Below are 15,964 nucleotides of genomic sequence, written 5' to 3' on the forward strand. Positions count from 1 at the left end.
TTGCGGATAGAATATCCCTCTCCCACCGTCGGATATCGCCTCGCCAAGCCTGCACGAAGCCCATGACATCCCCCAGCACACACACCGTCTGCATCGTCGACGATGACGTACAGGTTCGCCGCTTCCTCGTCGAAATCCTCGCCAGCATCGGCCTGGTCGCCGAGGAATATGCCTCCGGCGAGGATTTCATGCGTCGCTGGCAACCCGGCGGCACCGGCTGCGTGCTGCTCGACATCCGCATGCCGCGCATCACCGGCCCGGAAATCCATGACTGGCTGCGGCAGCAGAGCCCCGATGTACCGGTGATCTTTCTCTCCGGCTACGCCGACGTGCCGACGGCGGTGCGCGCCATGCGCCTGGGCGCTTTCGACTTCCTCGAGAAGCCGTTCAACGTCCAGCAGCTCATCGAGCGGGTCAACGCCGCCTTGCGTCTGGCCGAGGAGCGGCGCGCTGGCAGCCGCGCCGTGACCGACGACTGGCGGCAATCGCTGACCGCGCGCGAGACCGAGGTCCTCGACGGCATCGTCAGCGGCAAGCGCAACAAGGTGATCGCCGCCGACCTCGGCATCAGCGAGCGCACGGTCGAAACGCACCGTGCCCGCATCATGGAAAAGTCTGGCGCCAACAGCGTCATCGACCTCGTCGGCCAGGTCATCGGCAGCAAGCCCAGCGCCCAATAGCCGCCGCCGGCAGCCGGCGCCTCGCCGTCTGCCGCTTTCTCGCACGGCCTGTCGGGTTGCGCGGCGCCCGGCCGACCCACGACGCCGTCTCCCTCCGTATTTCTACCGACCCGCCCGGGTGTATTTCCGGATAGCCGAACCCCGCCGGCGCCGCTATTCTCCGCCCCCATCAGATTGTCATCCCAGCGGCAGCGCTGCCCCAGCGCCGGCCGCACCGCATCGGAGAAGGCTCACCATGGCGAAAACGATTTTCCTCGTCGATGATTCGGCGACCATCCTGCTCAGCGTCTCGAGCATTCTCGGCAAGGCCGGATTCGCCGTCGAGAAAGCCGCCAACGCCGAGGAGGCGTTGAAGAAGTTCAGCGCCGGGGTCAAGGTCGACCTCCTGATCACCGACCTCAACATGCCCGGCATGAACGGCATCGAACTGATCAAGAAGGTGCGCGCGCTGCCCGCCTACCGCTTCCTGCCCATCCTCTTCCTGACCACGGAATCGCAGCAGAGCCGCAAGGTCGAAGCGAAAGCCGCCGGCGCGTCCGGGTGGATCGTCAAGCCGGCGACCGCCGACGACCTGTTGAACACGATCAAGCTGGTCATCAAGTAGGCCGGCACGATGGCCACCCCGCTCACGCCGCTCTATCGGCAGTACCACCAGCGCACGCTGATCACCGGCATCGCCGCGACCGTCGTGGCCGTCATCGTGGTCTTCCTGATCCACGATCTGTACAACGAATTTCTCGCGCGCACGTTCGGACTCGGCGATCGCAGCATCGATACCTTGATGACGCTGTGCGGTCTTCTTCTCTTCGTCGCCGTTCAGCAGAGCATCTCGCGCGCCCTCTACCACGACGTACACATGGGCATCGACAGTCAGCTCAAGGACGAGCGCCCGCCCTGCCCATCGAACAAGGTCTGCCAGCGCGTCGCCATGCCCGAGTTGCGCGAGATGCCGCGTTTCAACAAGGTTCTCGTCGGCCAGTTGCGCAGCGTCGTCGAGCAGACCGAGCAAGCCGCCTACGACGTCACCTCGCGCCTGCAGACCATCGACGACGTCGTCACCGATCTCAACCGCTTCGTCGCCGACGCCGCCAGCGACGCGGAAACGATGGCGCAAGCTTCCGAAGAAACCCTCGGCGCCAACCAGGAGCTGATCGACAAGCTCAAGGCCTTCATTGGCCAGCGCATTGACGAGACGGCGCAAGACCAGGCGCGCAGCGCCGAAGCCGTTCGCGAAGCCAAGGCGCTGCAGACCCTCGTCGACCTGATCAAGCATATCGCCGGCCAGACCAACCTGCTCGCGCTCAACGCCGCCATCGAGGCCGCCCGCGCCGGCGAGGCTGGCCGTGGGTTCGCCGTCGTCGCCGACGAAGTACGCAAGCTTTCGCACGAAACCGAAGCCGCAGTCAAGAAGATCAACGACGGCATCGCCGCCGTCGCCCGCATCATCGAGAGCCAGTCCCAGGACAAGCTCGCGCACTCGCACATCGCCGAGGAACGCGACAGCCTCGAACGCTTCGCGCAGCAACTCGCCTTGCTGGGCAACAGCTACGCGACCCTCACCGAACGCGAGCGCGCGCTGCTCGCAACAATCAGCCAGAGCAGCGGCAAGCTCGGCGCCATGTTCATGGATACGCTGGCCAGCGTGCAGTTCCAGGACGTGACGCGGCAGCAGATCGAACAGGTGATCAGCGGCATCGAGCGCCTCGACACGCACGCCGACGCGCTGGCCGGAGTCATCGAACGCGGCATCGACGTCCGCCGCGAAGACGCCATCGAACCCCTCGCCAAGCAGATGCAGGAGGTGTTCTCGACCTACGTGATGGACCAGCAGCGCCATGCTCACCACCAGGCCATGGATACGGGCAGCGGCAGCGGCAGAAGCAGCGCTGGCGGCAGTCGGCCCGGCACCGCCGCCACGGCGCCCGCCGCGCCGGCGAAGTCGAACAACGTCGAATTGTTCTGAACCGCGCCGCAGGCGCACCCAGGAGGAAATCACCATGAAGGCTTCCCCGGCCAACCGCCTTGTCATCGACGACGACATGACGATCTACCAGGCGCAAGCGCAGAAGGAGCAGTTGCTCGCCGCGCTGGCGGCGGCGGATCACCTCGAACTCGATCTTTCCGGCGTCGCCGAAATGGACACCGCCGGCCTGCAACTGCTGATGCTGCTCAAGCGCGAAGTGCTGCAGCAGGGCAAGCGCCTGACGATCAGCGGCCACAGCCCGGCCGTCCAGCAGATCCTCGACTTCTGCAATCTGGTCGGCGTCTTCGGCGACCCGATGGTCATCTCCGCCAACGCCTGAAACCGCCGCCGACAACGATCGAACGCAAGAACGAGGAGAGAACCCGATGGACGAACTGACCAGCACCTTCGTCACCGAGAGCCGCGACCAGCTGCTCGCCATGGAAGACGGCCTGCTCAAGCTCGAGCAGTCGCCCGACGACGCCGACAATCTCGGCGCCATCTTCCGCGCCGCACACACCATCAAGGGTGGCGCCGGCGTCGTCGAATGCCACTTCATCGAAGCCTTCACGCACAAGGTCGAAAACGTCCTCGACAAGCTGCGCAACGGCGAAATCGCCGTCAGCGGCGAACTGTCGACAGTCATGCTCGAATGCTGCGACCACCTCGGCGCGCTGCTCGACGTCCTCGTCGCCGGCCTGCCGCTACCCGACGCTGCCGTCCAGGCACGCGGCGACGCGCTGCTGGCGGCGCTGACCGAGAAGTTCCTCGGCGGCGGCGCAGCGCCCAGCGCGATGCCCATCGAGCGCGAGGCCGCACTGGCCGCGTCCGGCGGCGGCATGGTCGTCACCGACGCCTGGCACATCTCCGTCCGCTTCGGTCCCGGCGTGCTCCGGAACGGTACCGACCCGCTATCCTTCCTGCACTACCTCGCCTCGCTCGGCGAGATCATCGCCATCACCACCCTCGCCGACGCCATGCCCGCGGCCGACGAGATGGACCCCGAATGCTGCTACCTGGGTTTCGAGATGCGCTTCCAGACGCGCGCCTCGAAGGCCCAGATCGAGAACGTCTTCGACTTCGTCCGCGACGACTGCACGCTGCACATCCTGCCGCCCAACTCGAAGATCGACGAGTACCTGAAGTTGATCAACGAACTTCCCGAGGACAACATGCGCCTCGGCGAGATCCTCGTGCGCTCCGGCGCGCTGACGCAGGCCGAACTCGACGCCGGCCTCACCGCGCAATCCCTGCCGACGGCTGTCGAGGGAACGCCGGCGCCGCAGACGCCGCTCGGTGACATTCTCGTCGGCCAGAAAGTCGTGCACAAGGAGATCGTCGAGGCTGCCGCCAGCCGCCAGGCCGTGGTCAGCGAGAAGAAGGCCAACGAAGCGCGCATGATCCGCGTGCACGCCGACAAGCTCGACCAGTTGATCGATCTGGTCGGCGAACTGGTCATCGCCGGCGCCGGCGCCAACCTGCTGGCCCAGCGCAGCGGCCAGTCCGAGCTGAGCGAATCGACCTCGGTACTGCTGCGTCTGGTCGAGGACATCCGCGACTCGGCGCTGCAACTGCGCATGGTGCAGATCGGCGAAACCTTCAACCGCTTCAACCGGGTGGTGCGCGACAACGCGCGCGAGATGGGCAAGAGCATCGACCTGGTGATCACCGGCGCCGACACCGAACTCGACAAATCGGTGGTCGAGAAACTCGGCGATCCGCTGATGCATCTCGTGCGCAACGCCATCGACCACGGCATCGAAGCGCCGGCGCTACGCGCCGAGCGCGGCAAACCCGAGAACGGCACCGTGCAGCTCAACGCCTACCACGACTCGGGCAGCATCATCATCGAGGTGATCGACGACGGCGGTGGCCTGCCGAAAGAGAAGATCCGCGCCAAGGCCATCGCCAAGGGGCTGATCGACGCGGCAGCGACGCTTTCCGACCACGAGATCATCAACCTGATCTTCGAGGCCGGCTTCTCGACCGCCGACCAGGTGACCAACATCTCCGGCCGCGGCGTCGGCATGGACGTCGTCCGCCGCAACATCCAGAGCCTGCGCGGCAGCGTCGAGGTGAGTACGGTCGAAGGCGAGGGATCGACCTTCACCGTCCGCCTGCCGCTGACGCTGGCGATCATCGACGGCTTCCTGACCGGCGTCGGCAAGGCCGCCTACGTCGTGCCGCTCGAATCGGTCGTCGAATGCATCGAACTCGCCGACGCGCCGGGCAGCCGCAACTACCTCAACCTGCGCGGCGAAGTCCTGCCCTTCGTCCGCCTGCGCGAGCTGTTCGAAATCGGTGGCGAGGTGCCCGGTCGCCAGAACGTGGTCATCGTCCAGTACGCCGGCAAGAAGGCTGGCCTGGTCGTCGATACGCTGCTCGGCGAATTCCAGACGGTGATCAAGCCGCTCGGCGTTCTCTTCAAGCACCTGCGCGGCATCGGCGGCTCGACCATCCTCGGCACCGGCGAGGTCGCACTGATCCTCGACGTGCCGGCGCTGGTCAGTCTCGTCGGCAGCAGCGAAGAGCGGCGACTGGCGCCGCCACGCCGCGAAGTCGCCGTCTCGCCCTGACGCGGCCGCCCGCCGTCGCCAGCAAGTTTCGCTTTTTCCACCCAAGACTGACTGCCACTCGTAAGGAAAAATCATGTTCAAGAACCTTCGCATCGGCGCCCGGCTCGGCCTGGGCTTCGGCCTCGTCCTCGTCCTCATGGCCGCCCTCGCGGCGACATCATACAACCGGCTTGACCATCTCAACGGGGCGATCACGGGCATGCTCAAAGATCGCTTCCCGAAGACGGTCTGGGCCAACGACGTGATCGACCAGGTCAATGTCGTCGCACGCGCGACGCGCGGTGCGATGCTCTCCAGCAAGCCGGACGACATCCAGAAGGAACTCGAACGCATTCCCGAAGCGCGCAAGGCGGCCGGCGAAGCGCTTGCCAAGCTCGAAAAGGTCAGCACCTCGGAAGCGGACAAGAAAGCACTCGCCGCGGTAGTTGACAAGGGCAAGGCTTACGGCGCCGAGCTGGACAAGTTCATTGAGATCGCCAAGTCGGGAAAGCGCGAGGAGGCCATCACGCAGTTGATGGGCCCATTCCGCAAGGTTCACAACGACTATGTCGCGACAATTACCGCACTGATCGACTTCCAGGTCGATCTGATGAAGAAGAGCGGCGAGGCGGCCGACAAGTCGGCCGAACAGGCAGAGGTCATTGTCCTCGTCTTGGCGATTAGTGCCTTCCTCATCGGCATCGGCTTCGCTTTCTGGGTGACACGCTCGATCACGCGACCGATCAGTGAGGCGGTAAGCGCCGCCAACGCGCTCGCCGAAGGCGACCTGTCGGTCAACATCAAGGTCGACAGCAAGGACGAGGTCGGCCAGTTGATGGCGGCGCTGCAAACGATGGTCGGCAAGCTCTCGCAGATCATCGGCGAGGTACGCACCGCCGCCGACAATCTCTCCAACGCCTCGGGCCAGGTCTCGGCGACCGCCCAGTCGCTGTCGCAGTCGTCCAGCGAGCAAGCGGCGTCGGTCGAGGAAAGCACTGCCAGCATGGAAGAGATGAGCGCCTCGATCGTCCAGAACACCGAGAACGCCCGCGTCACCGACGGCATGGCGTCGACCGCCGCCCGGCAGGCCGTCGAAGGTGGCGAAGCCGTCGGCCGCACCGTCGAGGCGATGAAGAGCATCGCCGAGAAAATCGGCATCATCGACGACATCGCCTACCAGACCAACCTGCTGGCGCTCAATGCCGCCATCGAGGCGGCGCGCGCCGGCGAGCACGGCAAGGGTTTCGCCGTCGTTGCCGCCGAAGTCAGGAAGCTCGCCGAACGCAGCCAGGTCGCCGCGCAGGAAATCGGCAACGTCGCCAAGGACTCGGTGAAACTCGCCGAACGCGCCGGCTCGCTGCTCGGCGAGATGGTACCGTCGATCCGCAAGACCTCGGATCTCGTGCAGGAAATCGCCGCCGCCTCGCAGGAACAGTCCTCGGGTGTCGGCCAGATCAACGGCGCCATGAGCCAACTCAATCAGGCGACGCAGCAGAACGCCTCGGCCTCCGAGGAACTCGCCGCCACCGCCGAAGAACTCGGCGGCCAGGCCGGCCAGTTGCAGGAACTGATGACCTTCTTCCAGCTCGCCGACGCCGGTCGCTCGCCGGCCGCCGCGAGAAGGACTGCCCCCGCCGCGCGCGCCCAGCGCACCGCCGCGCCGGCAGCGCGTCCGCGGACAGCGGGGCGGGTCGCCGCCGTGGCGCCTTCCGAACACGATTTCGAACGTTTCTGAGGAGCCCTCGATGACCCAGATCGCCCAGAACCGTCCCGCTGGCGGCCCCGTCAACGCGCTCGCCAGACAGGCGGCAGCCGCGCTCGAAGCCCGCCAGGCCGCCGCCGACGGCCCGCAGCAATACCTCACCTTCCTGCTCGGCGGCGAGATGTTTGCCGTCGCCATCCTCAACGTCAAGGAAATCATCGAGTACGGCAACCTCACCGAGATCCCGATGATGCCGCCCTTCATCCGCGGCGTCATCAACCTGCGCGGCAGCGTCGTGCCCGTGATCGACCTCGCCGCCCGCTTTGGCGGTGCCGAGAGCCAGATCGGCAAACGCTCGTGCATCGTCATCCTCGAGGTCAGCGAAGGCGATTTTCGCCACGACATCGGCATCATGGTCGATGCGGTCTCGGAAGTGATCGAGATTCCCGGCAGCGAAATCGAGCCGCCACCCTCGTTCGGCGCCCGCATCCGCGCCGACTTCATCCAGGGAATGGGCAAGGTCGCCGGCAGGTTCGTCATCATCCTCAACATCGTCAGGGTGCTGTCGGTCGACGAGATTGCGCTGCTCGCGCAGGTCGCCAGCGCCGAGACGAGCAGCGGCGCGGCATGACGGCGCTGGCCGGTCGATCGCTTCCCCGTAATGGCCAGGGCACGCGGCAAGCCCGCCCTGGCTCGCAGCCTTCCATCACCAGCCACTATCAAGACGAGGTAACCCATGTCAGGCCGTCTTACCATCAAGCTCAGGCTGATCGCCGTCCTGGGTTTTCTCTGCCTCCTCCTGTTCCTGGTGGGAGCGCAAGGGCTGCTCGGCATGCGAGCGACCAATGACGGTCTGGCGAGGGTCTACAACGACCGCGTCGTTCCACTCAAGCAGCTCAAGCTAATCGCCGACGCCTACGCGGTGGCGATCATCGATGCCGCCAACAAACTCAATGCCGGCCGGATGAACGCCGAGGAAGCGGCCAAGGGCGTGCGTGAAGCAAGCACGCTGATCGCCCAGGAATGGAAAGCCTATATGGCGACGACGCTGACCGCCGACGAAGCCCGCCTGGCCAAGGAAGCCGAAGCGCTTTTCGCTGCCGCCAACCGGGACGTCGCGCGCCTTGCCGCATTTCTCGCCGACAAGCGCGGCAGCCTGGCCGGCCGCGCGGGCGAATTCGACGGCCCGCTGTACGCGACGATTGACCCCATCAGCGGCAAGATCGGCGAGTTGATCGACCTGCAACTCGTTGTCGCGAAGCAGGAATACGACGCGTCCACCGCCAAGTACCACAGTACCCTCATCATCACCAGCAGCCTCATCGCCGGCGCCATCCTCGTCTCGGCCCTGCTTGGCGTGCTGCTGACGCGCAGCATCCTGGCGCAGTTGGGTGGTGAGCCGGCGCATGTGGCGAAAATCGTCGCGCAAGTGGCCGCGGGCAACCTGGCAGTGCACGTCGACACCCGTGCCGACGACTCCAGCAGCATGATGGCCGGCATCAAGGCGATGATTGCCAAATTATCCGAGATCATCGGCGAGGTACGCACCGCCGCCGACAATCTCTCCAACGCCTCGGGCCAGGTCTCGGCGACCGCGCAGTCGCTGTCGCAGTCGTCCAGCGAGCAGGCGGCGTCGGTCGAGGAAAGCACGGCCAGCATGGAAGAGATGAGCGCCTCGATCGTCCAGAACACCGAGAACGCCCGCGTCACCGACGGCATGGCGTCGACCGCCGCCCGGCAGGCCGTCGAAGGCGGCGAAGCCGTCGGCCGCACCGTCGAGGCGATGAAGAGCATCGCCGAGAAAATTGGCATCATCGACGACATCGCCTACCAGACCAACCTGCTGGCGCTCAATGCCGCCATCGAGGCGGCGCGCGCCGGCGAGCACGGCAAGGGTTTCGCCGTCGTTGCCGCCGAAGTCAGGAAGCTCGCCGAACGCAGCCAGGTCGCCGCGCAGGAAATCGGCAACGTCGCCAAGGACTCGGTGAAACTCGCCGAACGCGCCGGCTCGCTGCTCGGCGAGATGGTACCGTCGATCCGCAAGACCTCGGATCTCGTGCAGGAAATCGCCGCCGCCTCGCAGGAGCAGTCCTCGGGTGTCGGCCAGATCAACGGCGCCATGAGCCAACTCAACCAGGCGACGCAGCAGAACGCCTCGGCCTCCGAGGAACTCGCCGCCACCGCCGAAGAACTCGGCGGCCAAGCCGGCCAGTTGCAGGAACTGATGACCTTCTTCCAGCTCGCCGACGCCGGTCGCTCGCCGGCCGCCGCGAGAAGGACTGCCCCCGCCGCGCGCGCCCAGCGCACCGCCGCGCCGGCAGCGCGTCCGCGGACAGCGGGGCGGGTCGCCGCCGTGGCGCCTTCCGAACACGATTTCGAACGTTTCTGAGGAGCCCTCGATGACCCAGATCGCCCAGAACCGTCCCGCTGGCGGCCCCGTCAACGCGCTCGCCAGACAGGCGGCAGCCGCGCTCGAAGCCCACCAGGCCGCCGCCGACGGCCCGCAGCAATACCTCACCTTCCTGCTCGGCGGCGAGATGTTTGCCGTCGCCATCCTCAACGTCAAGGAAATCATCGAGTACGGCAACCTCACCGAGATCCCGATGATGCCGCCCTTCATCCGCGGCGTCATCAACCTGCGCGGCAGCGTCGTGCCCGTGATCGACCTCGCCGCCCGCTTTGGCGGTGCCGAGAGCCAGATCGGCAAACGCTCGTGCATCGTCATCCTCGAGGTCAGCGAAGGCGATTTTCGCCACGACATCGGCATCATGGTCGATGCGGTCTCGGAAGTGATCGAGATTCCCGGCAGCGAAATCGAGCCGCCACCCTCCTTCGGCGCCCGCATCCGCGCCGACTTCATCCAGGGAATGGGCAAGGTCGCCGGCAGGTTCGTCATCATCCTCAACATAGTCAGAGTACTGTCGGTCGACGAGATTGCGACGCTCGCCGCGCTCGCCGACCATGCTGGAAGCAACGTCTGATCCACCCCGCACCGCTCGGCGTGCCGAGAGAAACCGCTCACCATATACGGAGAAATCGCAGTGCTAAAAAAACGCTTGGTAGTCATCGGCCTGCTCATCGTCGTTCTCGCCTCGTCGATCGGAGGCGCTGCATGGTACATGCAGTCCACCCTGCGTGCGGCCTTGACCGATACCCAGCAGGGCGGAGTCGAGGGGAATGCCGCGCTGGCTTCGGCGCAGGACGCGATGTGGAAACTCCGCTTCGGCGTGTCGCAATACGCCGGCAGCACGGACGCGGCAACTCGGACGAAGGTGGTGAACGACAGTCCCGAGCAGTTCCGACAGCTCGAGGACGCGATCGGCCGCTTTGCCAAGACAGCGGTTAACGAGGAAGGACGCCGCGCTATCGATGAATTCCGCTCCGCGTATGAGCCATACCGGAGCGATAGACCCAAGTGGCTGGCTTTGATGGAACAGGGTAAGACGGACGAGGCCAAGGAATTCCGGGCACGCACGATCCTCCTGTCGGGAGCCGCGACCGTCAAGGCTCTGACGAAGCTGATCGAGGTACAGACCAAGCGCAACGAGCAAGCAACGATCATCGCTCAGGATACCGCGCGGCGCGGGGTTTACGCGTTGATCGTCGTCGCCGCACTGGCGACCCTGTTTTCCGTCGCCGCGCTTGCCTGGATCGGTCGAGATCTGCTGCGTCTTCTGGGCGGGGAGCCGGCTGACGCAGTGGCCGTGGCGCGCGCGATTACCGAGGGAAACTTGGCCGTCGACATTCGTCTCCAGGATGGCGACGGCTCCAGTCTGCTCGCCAGCCTCGCGCAGATGCGGGACACGCTCGGGCGAACCATCGGGGATGTCCGTAACGCTGCCGACAAGCTCAGCAACGCCTCGGGCCAGGTCTCGGCGACCGCGCAGTCGCTGTCGCAGTCGTCCAGCGAGCAGGCGGCGTCGGTCGAGGAAAGCACCGCCAGCATGGAGCAGATGAGTGCCTCGATCGTGCAGAACACCGAGAACGCCCGCGTCACCGACGGCATGGCGTCGACCGCCGCCCGGCAGGCCGTCGAAGGCGGCGAAGCCGTCGGCCGCACCGTCGAGGCGATGAAGAGCATCGCCGAGAAAATCGGCATCATCGACGACATCGCCTACCAGACCAACCTGCTGGCGCTCAATGCCGCCATCGAGGCGGCGCGCGCCGGCGAGCACGGCAAGGGTTTCGCCGTCGTTGCCGCCGAAGTCAGGAAGCTCGCCGAACGCAGCCAGGTCGCCGCGCAGGAAATCGGCAACGTCGCCAAGGACTCGGTGAAACTCGCCGAACGCGCCGGCTCGCTGCTCGGCGAGATGGTGCCGTCGATCCGCAAGACTTCTGATCTGGTGCAGGAAATCGCTGCCGCCTCGCAGGAGCAGTCCTCCGGCGTCGGCCAGATCAACGGCGCCATGGGCCAACTCAACCAGGCGACGCAGCAGAACGCTTCGGCCTCCGAAGAGCTCGCCGCCACCGCCGAGGAACTCGGCGGCCAGGCCGGCCAGTTGCAGGAACTGATGACCTTCTTCCAGCTCGCCGACGCCGGCCGCTCGCCGGCCGCCGCGAGAAGGACCGCCCCCGCCGCGCGCGCCACTCGCCCCGCGCGCGCTGCCGCGCCGGCAGCGCGTCCCCGGGCACCAGGGCGCGTTGCCGCCGTGGCCCCTTCCGAACATGATTTCGAACGCTTCTGAGCGACAGACGTCGATGACCCGGATCGGCGCTGCCGCCTTGGTCTGCCAACCGAAGTCACCGACCGTCTTCACCCGAGGGAGTCAGCATGCTTGGTTTTTTGAACCGATCGCTGCGTCTGCAAATCGCCGCCCTGGTCCTCGTCAGCACGGTGCTGCTGCTCGGCGGTTTCGGCTGGTTCGTTTCGTCTTACGTCGCCTCGATCAATCGGCAAGTCGAGACGCAAAAGCTGCACGAGACGAACAAGTTCATTCTGAACATGCTGGCGCAGACCGATGCGCTGCTGCGCGAACAGGCCGACACCTGGTTGGCCCAGTTGGCGGCAGCGCTTCCCGGCAGCTTCACCGCGGGTGACTCGGCGGCCAAGACACCGGAACTGCGCGTCGCCGACAAGCTCCTCAACGGACGCACGACCGAGGTTGACGCGATCGTCGCCGCGACCCCGGGCGGCAACGGCGTTGCGACGATCTTCGCTCGCCAGGGTGACGACTTCCTGCGCATCGCCACGTCGCTGAAGAACGACAAGGGAGAACGCATGACCGGCACCCTGCTCGGCAAGGATCACCCCGCCTACGCGAGCCTGATTGCCGGACAGGACTACAGCGGCAAGGCGACGCTGTTCGGTCGCCAGTTCATGGCCAAGTATCGGCCCGTCAAGGACGCCCAGGGCCGCGTCGTCGGCGCCCTGTTCGTCGGGATGAACATCATGGCCTCGCTTGATCAGCTCAAGAACACGATCCGCAAGATCAAGCTCGGCGACACCGGCTACGTGTACGTCCTCGACGCTCGACCGGGCGAAACGGCGGGAACGCTGGTGATCCATCCGGCGCAGGAGGGCAAGAACATCGCCGCGGCGACCGACAGCGACGGACGCCGCTTCATCCAGGAGATTCTCGACAAGCGCAACGGCGAGATCGTCTACCCGTGGATCAACAAGGAGGCCGGCGAAACGTCGCCACGCAACAAGATCGTCGTCTTCAACGAATTCGCCGACTGGCAATGGATCGTCGGCGCGGGCGTCTATACCGACGAGCTGTTCAGCCTGGCCGACAAGGTGCGCAAGCTGATGATCGGCGCCACGCTGGTGCTCTCGCTGGCCTTGTCGGCGATCCTGCTGCTGCTGATCAATCGCCTCGTCGTGCAGCCGCTGCGCGTTGCCGCCGATGCCGCGCAGCGACTCTCCGAAGGCGACCTGCTGGTGGACATCGAAGCGCGCGGGAGCAACGAAGTCAGCCAACTGATGACGGCGATGCAGGCGATGGTCGGCAAGCTGCGCGAGATCATCGGCGATGTACGCGCCGCTGCCGACAACCTGGGCAATGCCGCGGGGCAGGTCTCGGCGACCGCCCAGTCGCTGTCGCAGTCGGCGAGCGAACAGGCGGCCTCGGTCGAGGAAACGAACGCCAGCATGGAGGAGATGGGCGCGTCGATCGTGCAGAACACCGAGAACGCGCGCATCACCGACGGCATCGCCAGCCAAGCCGCGCGGGAAGCCGAGGAAGGCGGCACGGCGGTGGCGAGTACGGTCGAGGCGATGAAGAGCATCGCCGAGAAGATCGGCATCATCGACGACATCGCCTACCAGACCAACCTGCTGGCGCTCAACGCGGCCATCGAAGCAGCGCGCGCCGGCGAACACGGCAAGGGTTTCGCCGTCGTCGCAGCCGAAGTCAGGAAACTCGCCGAGCGCAGCCAGGTCGCCGCGCAGGAGATCGGCAACGTCGCCAAAGATTCGGTGAAACTCGCCGAGCGCGCCGGCTCGCTGCTCACGGCGATGCTGCCGTCGATCCGTAAGACTTCCGATCTCGTCCAGCAGATCGCTTCGGCGAGCCACCAGCAAAACTCGGGTGTCGGCCAGATCAACGGCGCCATGGGCCAGTTGAATCAGGCGACGCAGCAGAACGCCTCGGCCTCCGAGGAACTTGCCGCGACGGCCGAGGAGATGGGCGGCCAGGCGGCACAATTGCAGGAGTTGATGACCTTCTTCCAGATCGAGGAAGACGGCCATCTGGCGTCTGCCCACCGGCCGGCGTGAGCTCCGCTGCGACGACGCCATCCCGACCTTTGCCAAGACCCTGAACATGGCCTCCGCCACCGCCTCCCGCGCTGACCGCGAAGCTCAACTCCTCGACGGCCTCGATGCCGCCTCGCCGTGGGCAGCGGTTTTCGAGAACACCGGTCTGGCGGTCGCCGTCCTGAATGCGGACTTCGTCTTTCTGCGCGTCAATTCGCGCTATGCGGCAGCCAATGACCAGGCGCCGGAGTTTTTCCCCGGCCGCAACTACTTCGAGATCTTCCCGCAGACCACTGTCGAGGCGATCTTTCGCCGGGTCCGCGACTCGGGGATCGCCCAGGCCGTTACGCGTCGGCCGGGCACCGCGGACCTCGGCGCGACCGGAGAGATCGGCGCGTGTTGCTGGTCGCTGACGCCGTTCGCGGACGATACGCCGACCCGCACGACGCGCTACCTGGTGCTGACGATTCCGCTTCTCGGTGGCGTGCCGGCGGCCGCGAACGCCGCCCACCCCGCGGCAGCCGACCGCGATCCGGCGGAGACCGCCCTGCACGCCGGCGAACGCCGCTTCCGCGGCCTGTTTGAGTCGCTGACGGCCGGCTTCGCGCTGCACGAGATAGTCCTCGACGCTGACGGCCAGGCCTGCGATTACCGTTTTCTCGAGGTCAACCCGGCGTTCGAGGCGATCACCGGCCTGACCCGCTCCGCGATCCTCGGGCGCTGCGCCCGCACACTTCTGCAGCCGCCCGACAGCCGCTGGCTCGCGCGCTACGCCAACGTGGCACTGACCGGCGACTGCGCGCAGTTCGACGATTTCAGCAACGACCTCGGCCGCCATTACCGGATCACCGTCTACTGCCCGGAACCCGGCCAGTTCGCCGTGCTCTACGACGACGTGACCACGATCACGCGGCCGGCGCCGGCCGAGCCAGTTGCCGAACCACTTGCCGAGCCAGTTGTTGAGCCGTCACCGGGGAGCGCCGCATGAGCAACCCGCGCGATCTCGAGCGCCTGGCGCGCAACATCAATCCCGGCGGCTGGGCCATCGAAACCGATCGGCCGATTGCCACCCTCCTCGGTTCGTGCGTCGCCGTCTGTCTGTGGGACCCGAAACTGAGGATCGGCGGTCTGAACCATTTCATGCTGCCCAAGTTCGAGCGATCGGCCAACAAGGACCTCGACATGCTGCTCTGCGGCAACTACTGCATGGAAGCACTGATGAACGGCATGCTTGCCCGTGGCGCCCAGAAGAAGCGCCTGCAGGGCAAGGCCTTCGGCGGCGGCAACGTCGTCTCGTCGCTGACCGGCGTCAGCATCGGCCAGCGCAACGCCGAGTTCGCGCGCGAGTGGCTGGCGCGCGAGCAGATTGCCCTGCTGGCCTCGGACCTGATGGGCCCGTGGTCGCGCAAGGTGATTCTCGACCCGCAGACCGGCGAGGCCTTCTGCAAGCGCGGCCAGACCAACCAGAGCATCGCCGAGGCCGAAAGCGCTTACGAAAACACGCTCGTCGTCGCGCCGAAGAAGACCGACATCGAACTCTTCTGAGAGAACATGAACGATTCCGGATCCCCGATCACCGACCAGGAGTTCGCGCTCTTCCAGCGACTGATCTACCGGCTGGCCGGGATCAGCCTGTCGGACGCCAAGCGCATTCTGCTCGTCGGCCGGCTCGGCCGCCGTCTTGCGCACCACGGCTTTGCCACCTACACGCAGTACTACCGGCTGCTGGCCTCCGGCCAGGATCCCGACGAAGTCCAGCAGATGGTCGATCTGCTGACCACCAACGAAACCTACTTCTTCCGCGAACCGCAGCACTTCGACTTTCTGCGCAACCTGGTCGAGGAACAGCGTGGGCCGGGCACTTTCCGGATCTGGAGCGGCGCGAGTTCGAGCGGTGAAGAGGCCTACTCGATGGCGATGGTGCTTGCCGAGCATCGCGGCGCAGGAGCGTGGGAGGTTTTCGGCTCGGATATCAGCCTCACCGTTCTCGCCCGGGCGCAAGCCGGCGTCTATTCGCAGGAGCGGATCTCCGGCATTCCGCAAGCCTACCTGCGCAAGTACTGCCTCAAGGGGGTGCGCTCGCAGGAAGGCCGGCTGTTGATCGACAGCCGGCTCAAGCAGCACGTCAGCTTCGCGCAGGTCAACCTGACACTGCCGATCAGCGGCGTCGGCGACTTCGACGTCATTTTCCTGCGCAACGTGATGATCTACTTCGACGCGGAAACGAAGCGCAAGGTGATCGAGAACATGTTGCCCTGCCTGAAACCGGGCGGCTACTTCGTTGTCGGCCATTCGGAATCGCTGAATGGCATCACCGACCGGCTGACGGGACTGAAGCCGACGATCTACCAGAAACCCCGGTGAGCG

Annotated in this window: 14 protein-coding genes; all 14 read left to right on the forward strand. The window is 65.9% G+C overall.

Annotated elements, in window-relative coordinates:
* Positions 1-62: 62 nt before the first annotated feature.
* Positions 63-680 carry a response regulator transcription factor gene (locus CAP2UW1_RS17040; RefSeq protein ID WP_015767869.1) on the forward strand — a complete coding sequence of 206 codons (618 nt, stop codon included), beginning with the start codon at positions 63-65 and terminating at the stop codon, positions 678-680.
* Positions 681-915: 235 nt separating this feature from the next.
* On the forward strand, positions 916-1,284 hold the full coding sequence (locus CAP2UW1_RS17045) for a response regulator (RefSeq protein WP_015767870.1): 369 nt from the start codon (positions 916-918) through the stop codon (positions 1,282-1,284).
* 9 nt (positions 1,285-1,293) lie between these two features.
* Positions 1,294-2,643, forward strand: coding sequence for a methyl-accepting chemotaxis protein (locus tag CAP2UW1_RS17050; protein WP_015767871.1), 1,350 nt, complete (start codon positions 1,294-1,296; stop codon positions 2,641-2,643).
* A gap of 34 nt (positions 2,644-2,677) precedes the next feature.
* Positions 2,678-2,983: an STAS domain-containing protein gene (locus CAP2UW1_RS17055; RefSeq protein WP_015767872.1), complete on the forward strand. Its 306-nt coding sequence runs from the start codon at positions 2,678-2,680 to the stop codon at positions 2,981-2,983.
* Positions 2,984-3,029: 46 nt separating this feature from the next.
* Positions 3,030-5,219 (forward strand): chemotaxis protein CheA, encoded by a 2,190-nt coding sequence (locus tag CAP2UW1_RS17060; RefSeq protein ID WP_015767873.1) that lies wholly within the window; start codon positions 3,030-3,032, stop codon positions 5,217-5,219.
* 73 nt (positions 5,220-5,292) lie between these two features.
* Positions 5,293-6,933, forward strand: coding sequence for a methyl-accepting chemotaxis protein (locus tag CAP2UW1_RS17065; RefSeq protein ID WP_015767874.1), 1,641 nt, complete (start codon positions 5,293-5,295; stop codon positions 6,931-6,933).
* Positions 6,934-6,943: 10 nt separating this feature from the next.
* A complete protein-coding gene (locus CAP2UW1_RS17070) occupies positions 6,944-7,531 on the forward strand; it encodes a chemotaxis protein CheW (protein WP_015767875.1) in 588 nt (195 codons plus the stop codon).
* Positions 7,532-7,636: 105 nt separating this feature from the next.
* Positions 7,637-9,289, forward strand: a complete 1,653-nt coding sequence (locus tag CAP2UW1_RS17075; protein WP_015767876.1) for a methyl-accepting chemotaxis protein — start codon at positions 7,637-7,639, stop codon at positions 9,287-9,289.
* Positions 9,290-9,299: 10 nt separating this feature from the next.
* The gene (locus CAP2UW1_RS17080) at positions 9,300-9,881 is read left to right on the forward strand and encodes a chemotaxis protein CheW (RefSeq protein WP_015767877.1); all 582 of its coding nucleotides are present in this window, start codon (positions 9,300-9,302) and stop codon (positions 9,879-9,881) included.
* A gap of 60 nt (positions 9,882-9,941) precedes the next feature.
* Positions 9,942-11,585, forward strand: a complete 1,644-nt coding sequence (locus tag CAP2UW1_RS17085) for a methyl-accepting chemotaxis protein (RefSeq protein WP_015767878.1) — start codon at positions 9,942-9,944, stop codon at positions 11,583-11,585.
* Positions 11,586-11,671: 86 nt separating this feature from the next.
* Entirely contained in the window at positions 11,672-13,618 is a 1,947-nt protein-coding gene (locus tag CAP2UW1_RS24685; RefSeq protein ID WP_015767879.1) for a methyl-accepting chemotaxis protein, read from the forward strand.
* Between the two features lie 46 nt (positions 13,619-13,664).
* Positions 13,665-14,585: a PAS domain-containing protein gene (locus CAP2UW1_RS17095; RefSeq protein ID WP_015767880.1), complete on the forward strand. Its 921-nt coding sequence runs from the start codon at positions 13,665-13,667 to the stop codon at positions 14,583-14,585.
* Complete coding sequence (locus CAP2UW1_RS17100; protein WP_015767881.1) at positions 14,582-15,142, forward strand: chemotaxis protein CheD; 561 nt, start codon at positions 14,582-14,584, stop codon at positions 15,140-15,142. Before CAP2UW1_RS17095 ends, CAP2UW1_RS17100 begins: the two co-directional genes overlap by 4 nt.
* A gap of 6 nt (positions 15,143-15,148) precedes the next feature.
* Positions 15,149-15,961, forward strand: coding sequence for a CheR family methyltransferase (locus CAP2UW1_RS17105; protein ID WP_015767882.1), 813 nt, complete (start codon positions 15,149-15,151; stop codon positions 15,959-15,961).
* Positions 15,962-15,964 lie beyond the last annotated feature (3 nt).

The organism is Candidatus Accumulibacter phosphatis (assembly GCF_000024165.1).
GTDB lineage: Bacteria > Pseudomonadota > Gammaproteobacteria > Burkholderiales > Rhodocyclaceae > Accumulibacter > Accumulibacter phosphatis.

What these genes read in the sequence shown, in the direction of transcription:
- CAP2UW1_RS24685 (WP_015767879.1), top strand. Translation starts at nt 11,672, where the DNA reads ATGCTTGGTTTTTTGAACCGATCGCTGCGTCTGCAAATCGCCGCCCTG.
- CAP2UW1_RS17100 (WP_015767881.1), top strand. Translation starts at nt 14,582, where the DNA reads ATGAGCAACCCGCGCGATCTCGAGCGCCTGGCGCGCAACATCAATCCC.
- CAP2UW1_RS17040 (WP_015767869.1), top strand. Translation starts at nt 63, where the DNA reads ATGACATCCCCCAGCACACACACCGTCTGCATCGTCGACGATGACGTA.
- CAP2UW1_RS17060 (WP_015767873.1), top strand. Translation starts at nt 3,030, where the DNA reads ATGGACGAACTGACCAGCACCTTCGTCACCGAGAGCCGCGACCAGCTG.
- CAP2UW1_RS17055 (WP_015767872.1), top strand. Translation starts at nt 2,678, where the DNA reads ATGAAGGCTTCCCCGGCCAACCGCCTTGTCATCGACGACGACATGACG.
- CAP2UW1_RS17050 (WP_015767871.1), top strand. Translation starts at nt 1,294, where the DNA reads ATGGCCACCCCGCTCACGCCGCTCTATCGGCAGTACCACCAGCGCACG.
- CAP2UW1_RS17045 (WP_015767870.1), top strand. Translation starts at nt 916, where the DNA reads ATGGCGAAAACGATTTTCCTCGTCGATGATTCGGCGACCATCCTGCTC.
- CAP2UW1_RS17105 (WP_015767882.1), top strand. Translation starts at nt 15,149, where the DNA reads ATGAACGATTCCGGATCCCCGATCACCGACCAGGAGTTCGCGCTCTTC.
- CAP2UW1_RS17080 (WP_015767877.1), top strand. Translation starts at nt 9,300, where the DNA reads ATGACCCAGATCGCCCAGAACCGTCCCGCTGGCGGCCCCGTCAACGCG.
- CAP2UW1_RS17070 (WP_015767875.1), top strand. Translation starts at nt 6,944, where the DNA reads ATGACCCAGATCGCCCAGAACCGTCCCGCTGGCGGCCCCGTCAACGCG.
- CAP2UW1_RS17065 (WP_015767874.1), top strand. Translation starts at nt 5,293, where the DNA reads ATGTTCAAGAACCTTCGCATCGGCGCCCGGCTCGGCCTGGGCTTCGGC.
- CAP2UW1_RS17075 (WP_015767876.1), top strand. Translation starts at nt 7,637, where the DNA reads ATGTCAGGCCGTCTTACCATCAAGCTCAGGCTGATCGCCGTCCTGGGT.
- CAP2UW1_RS17095 (WP_015767880.1), top strand. Translation starts at nt 13,665, where the DNA reads ATGGCCTCCGCCACCGCCTCCCGCGCTGACCGCGAAGCTCAACTCCTC.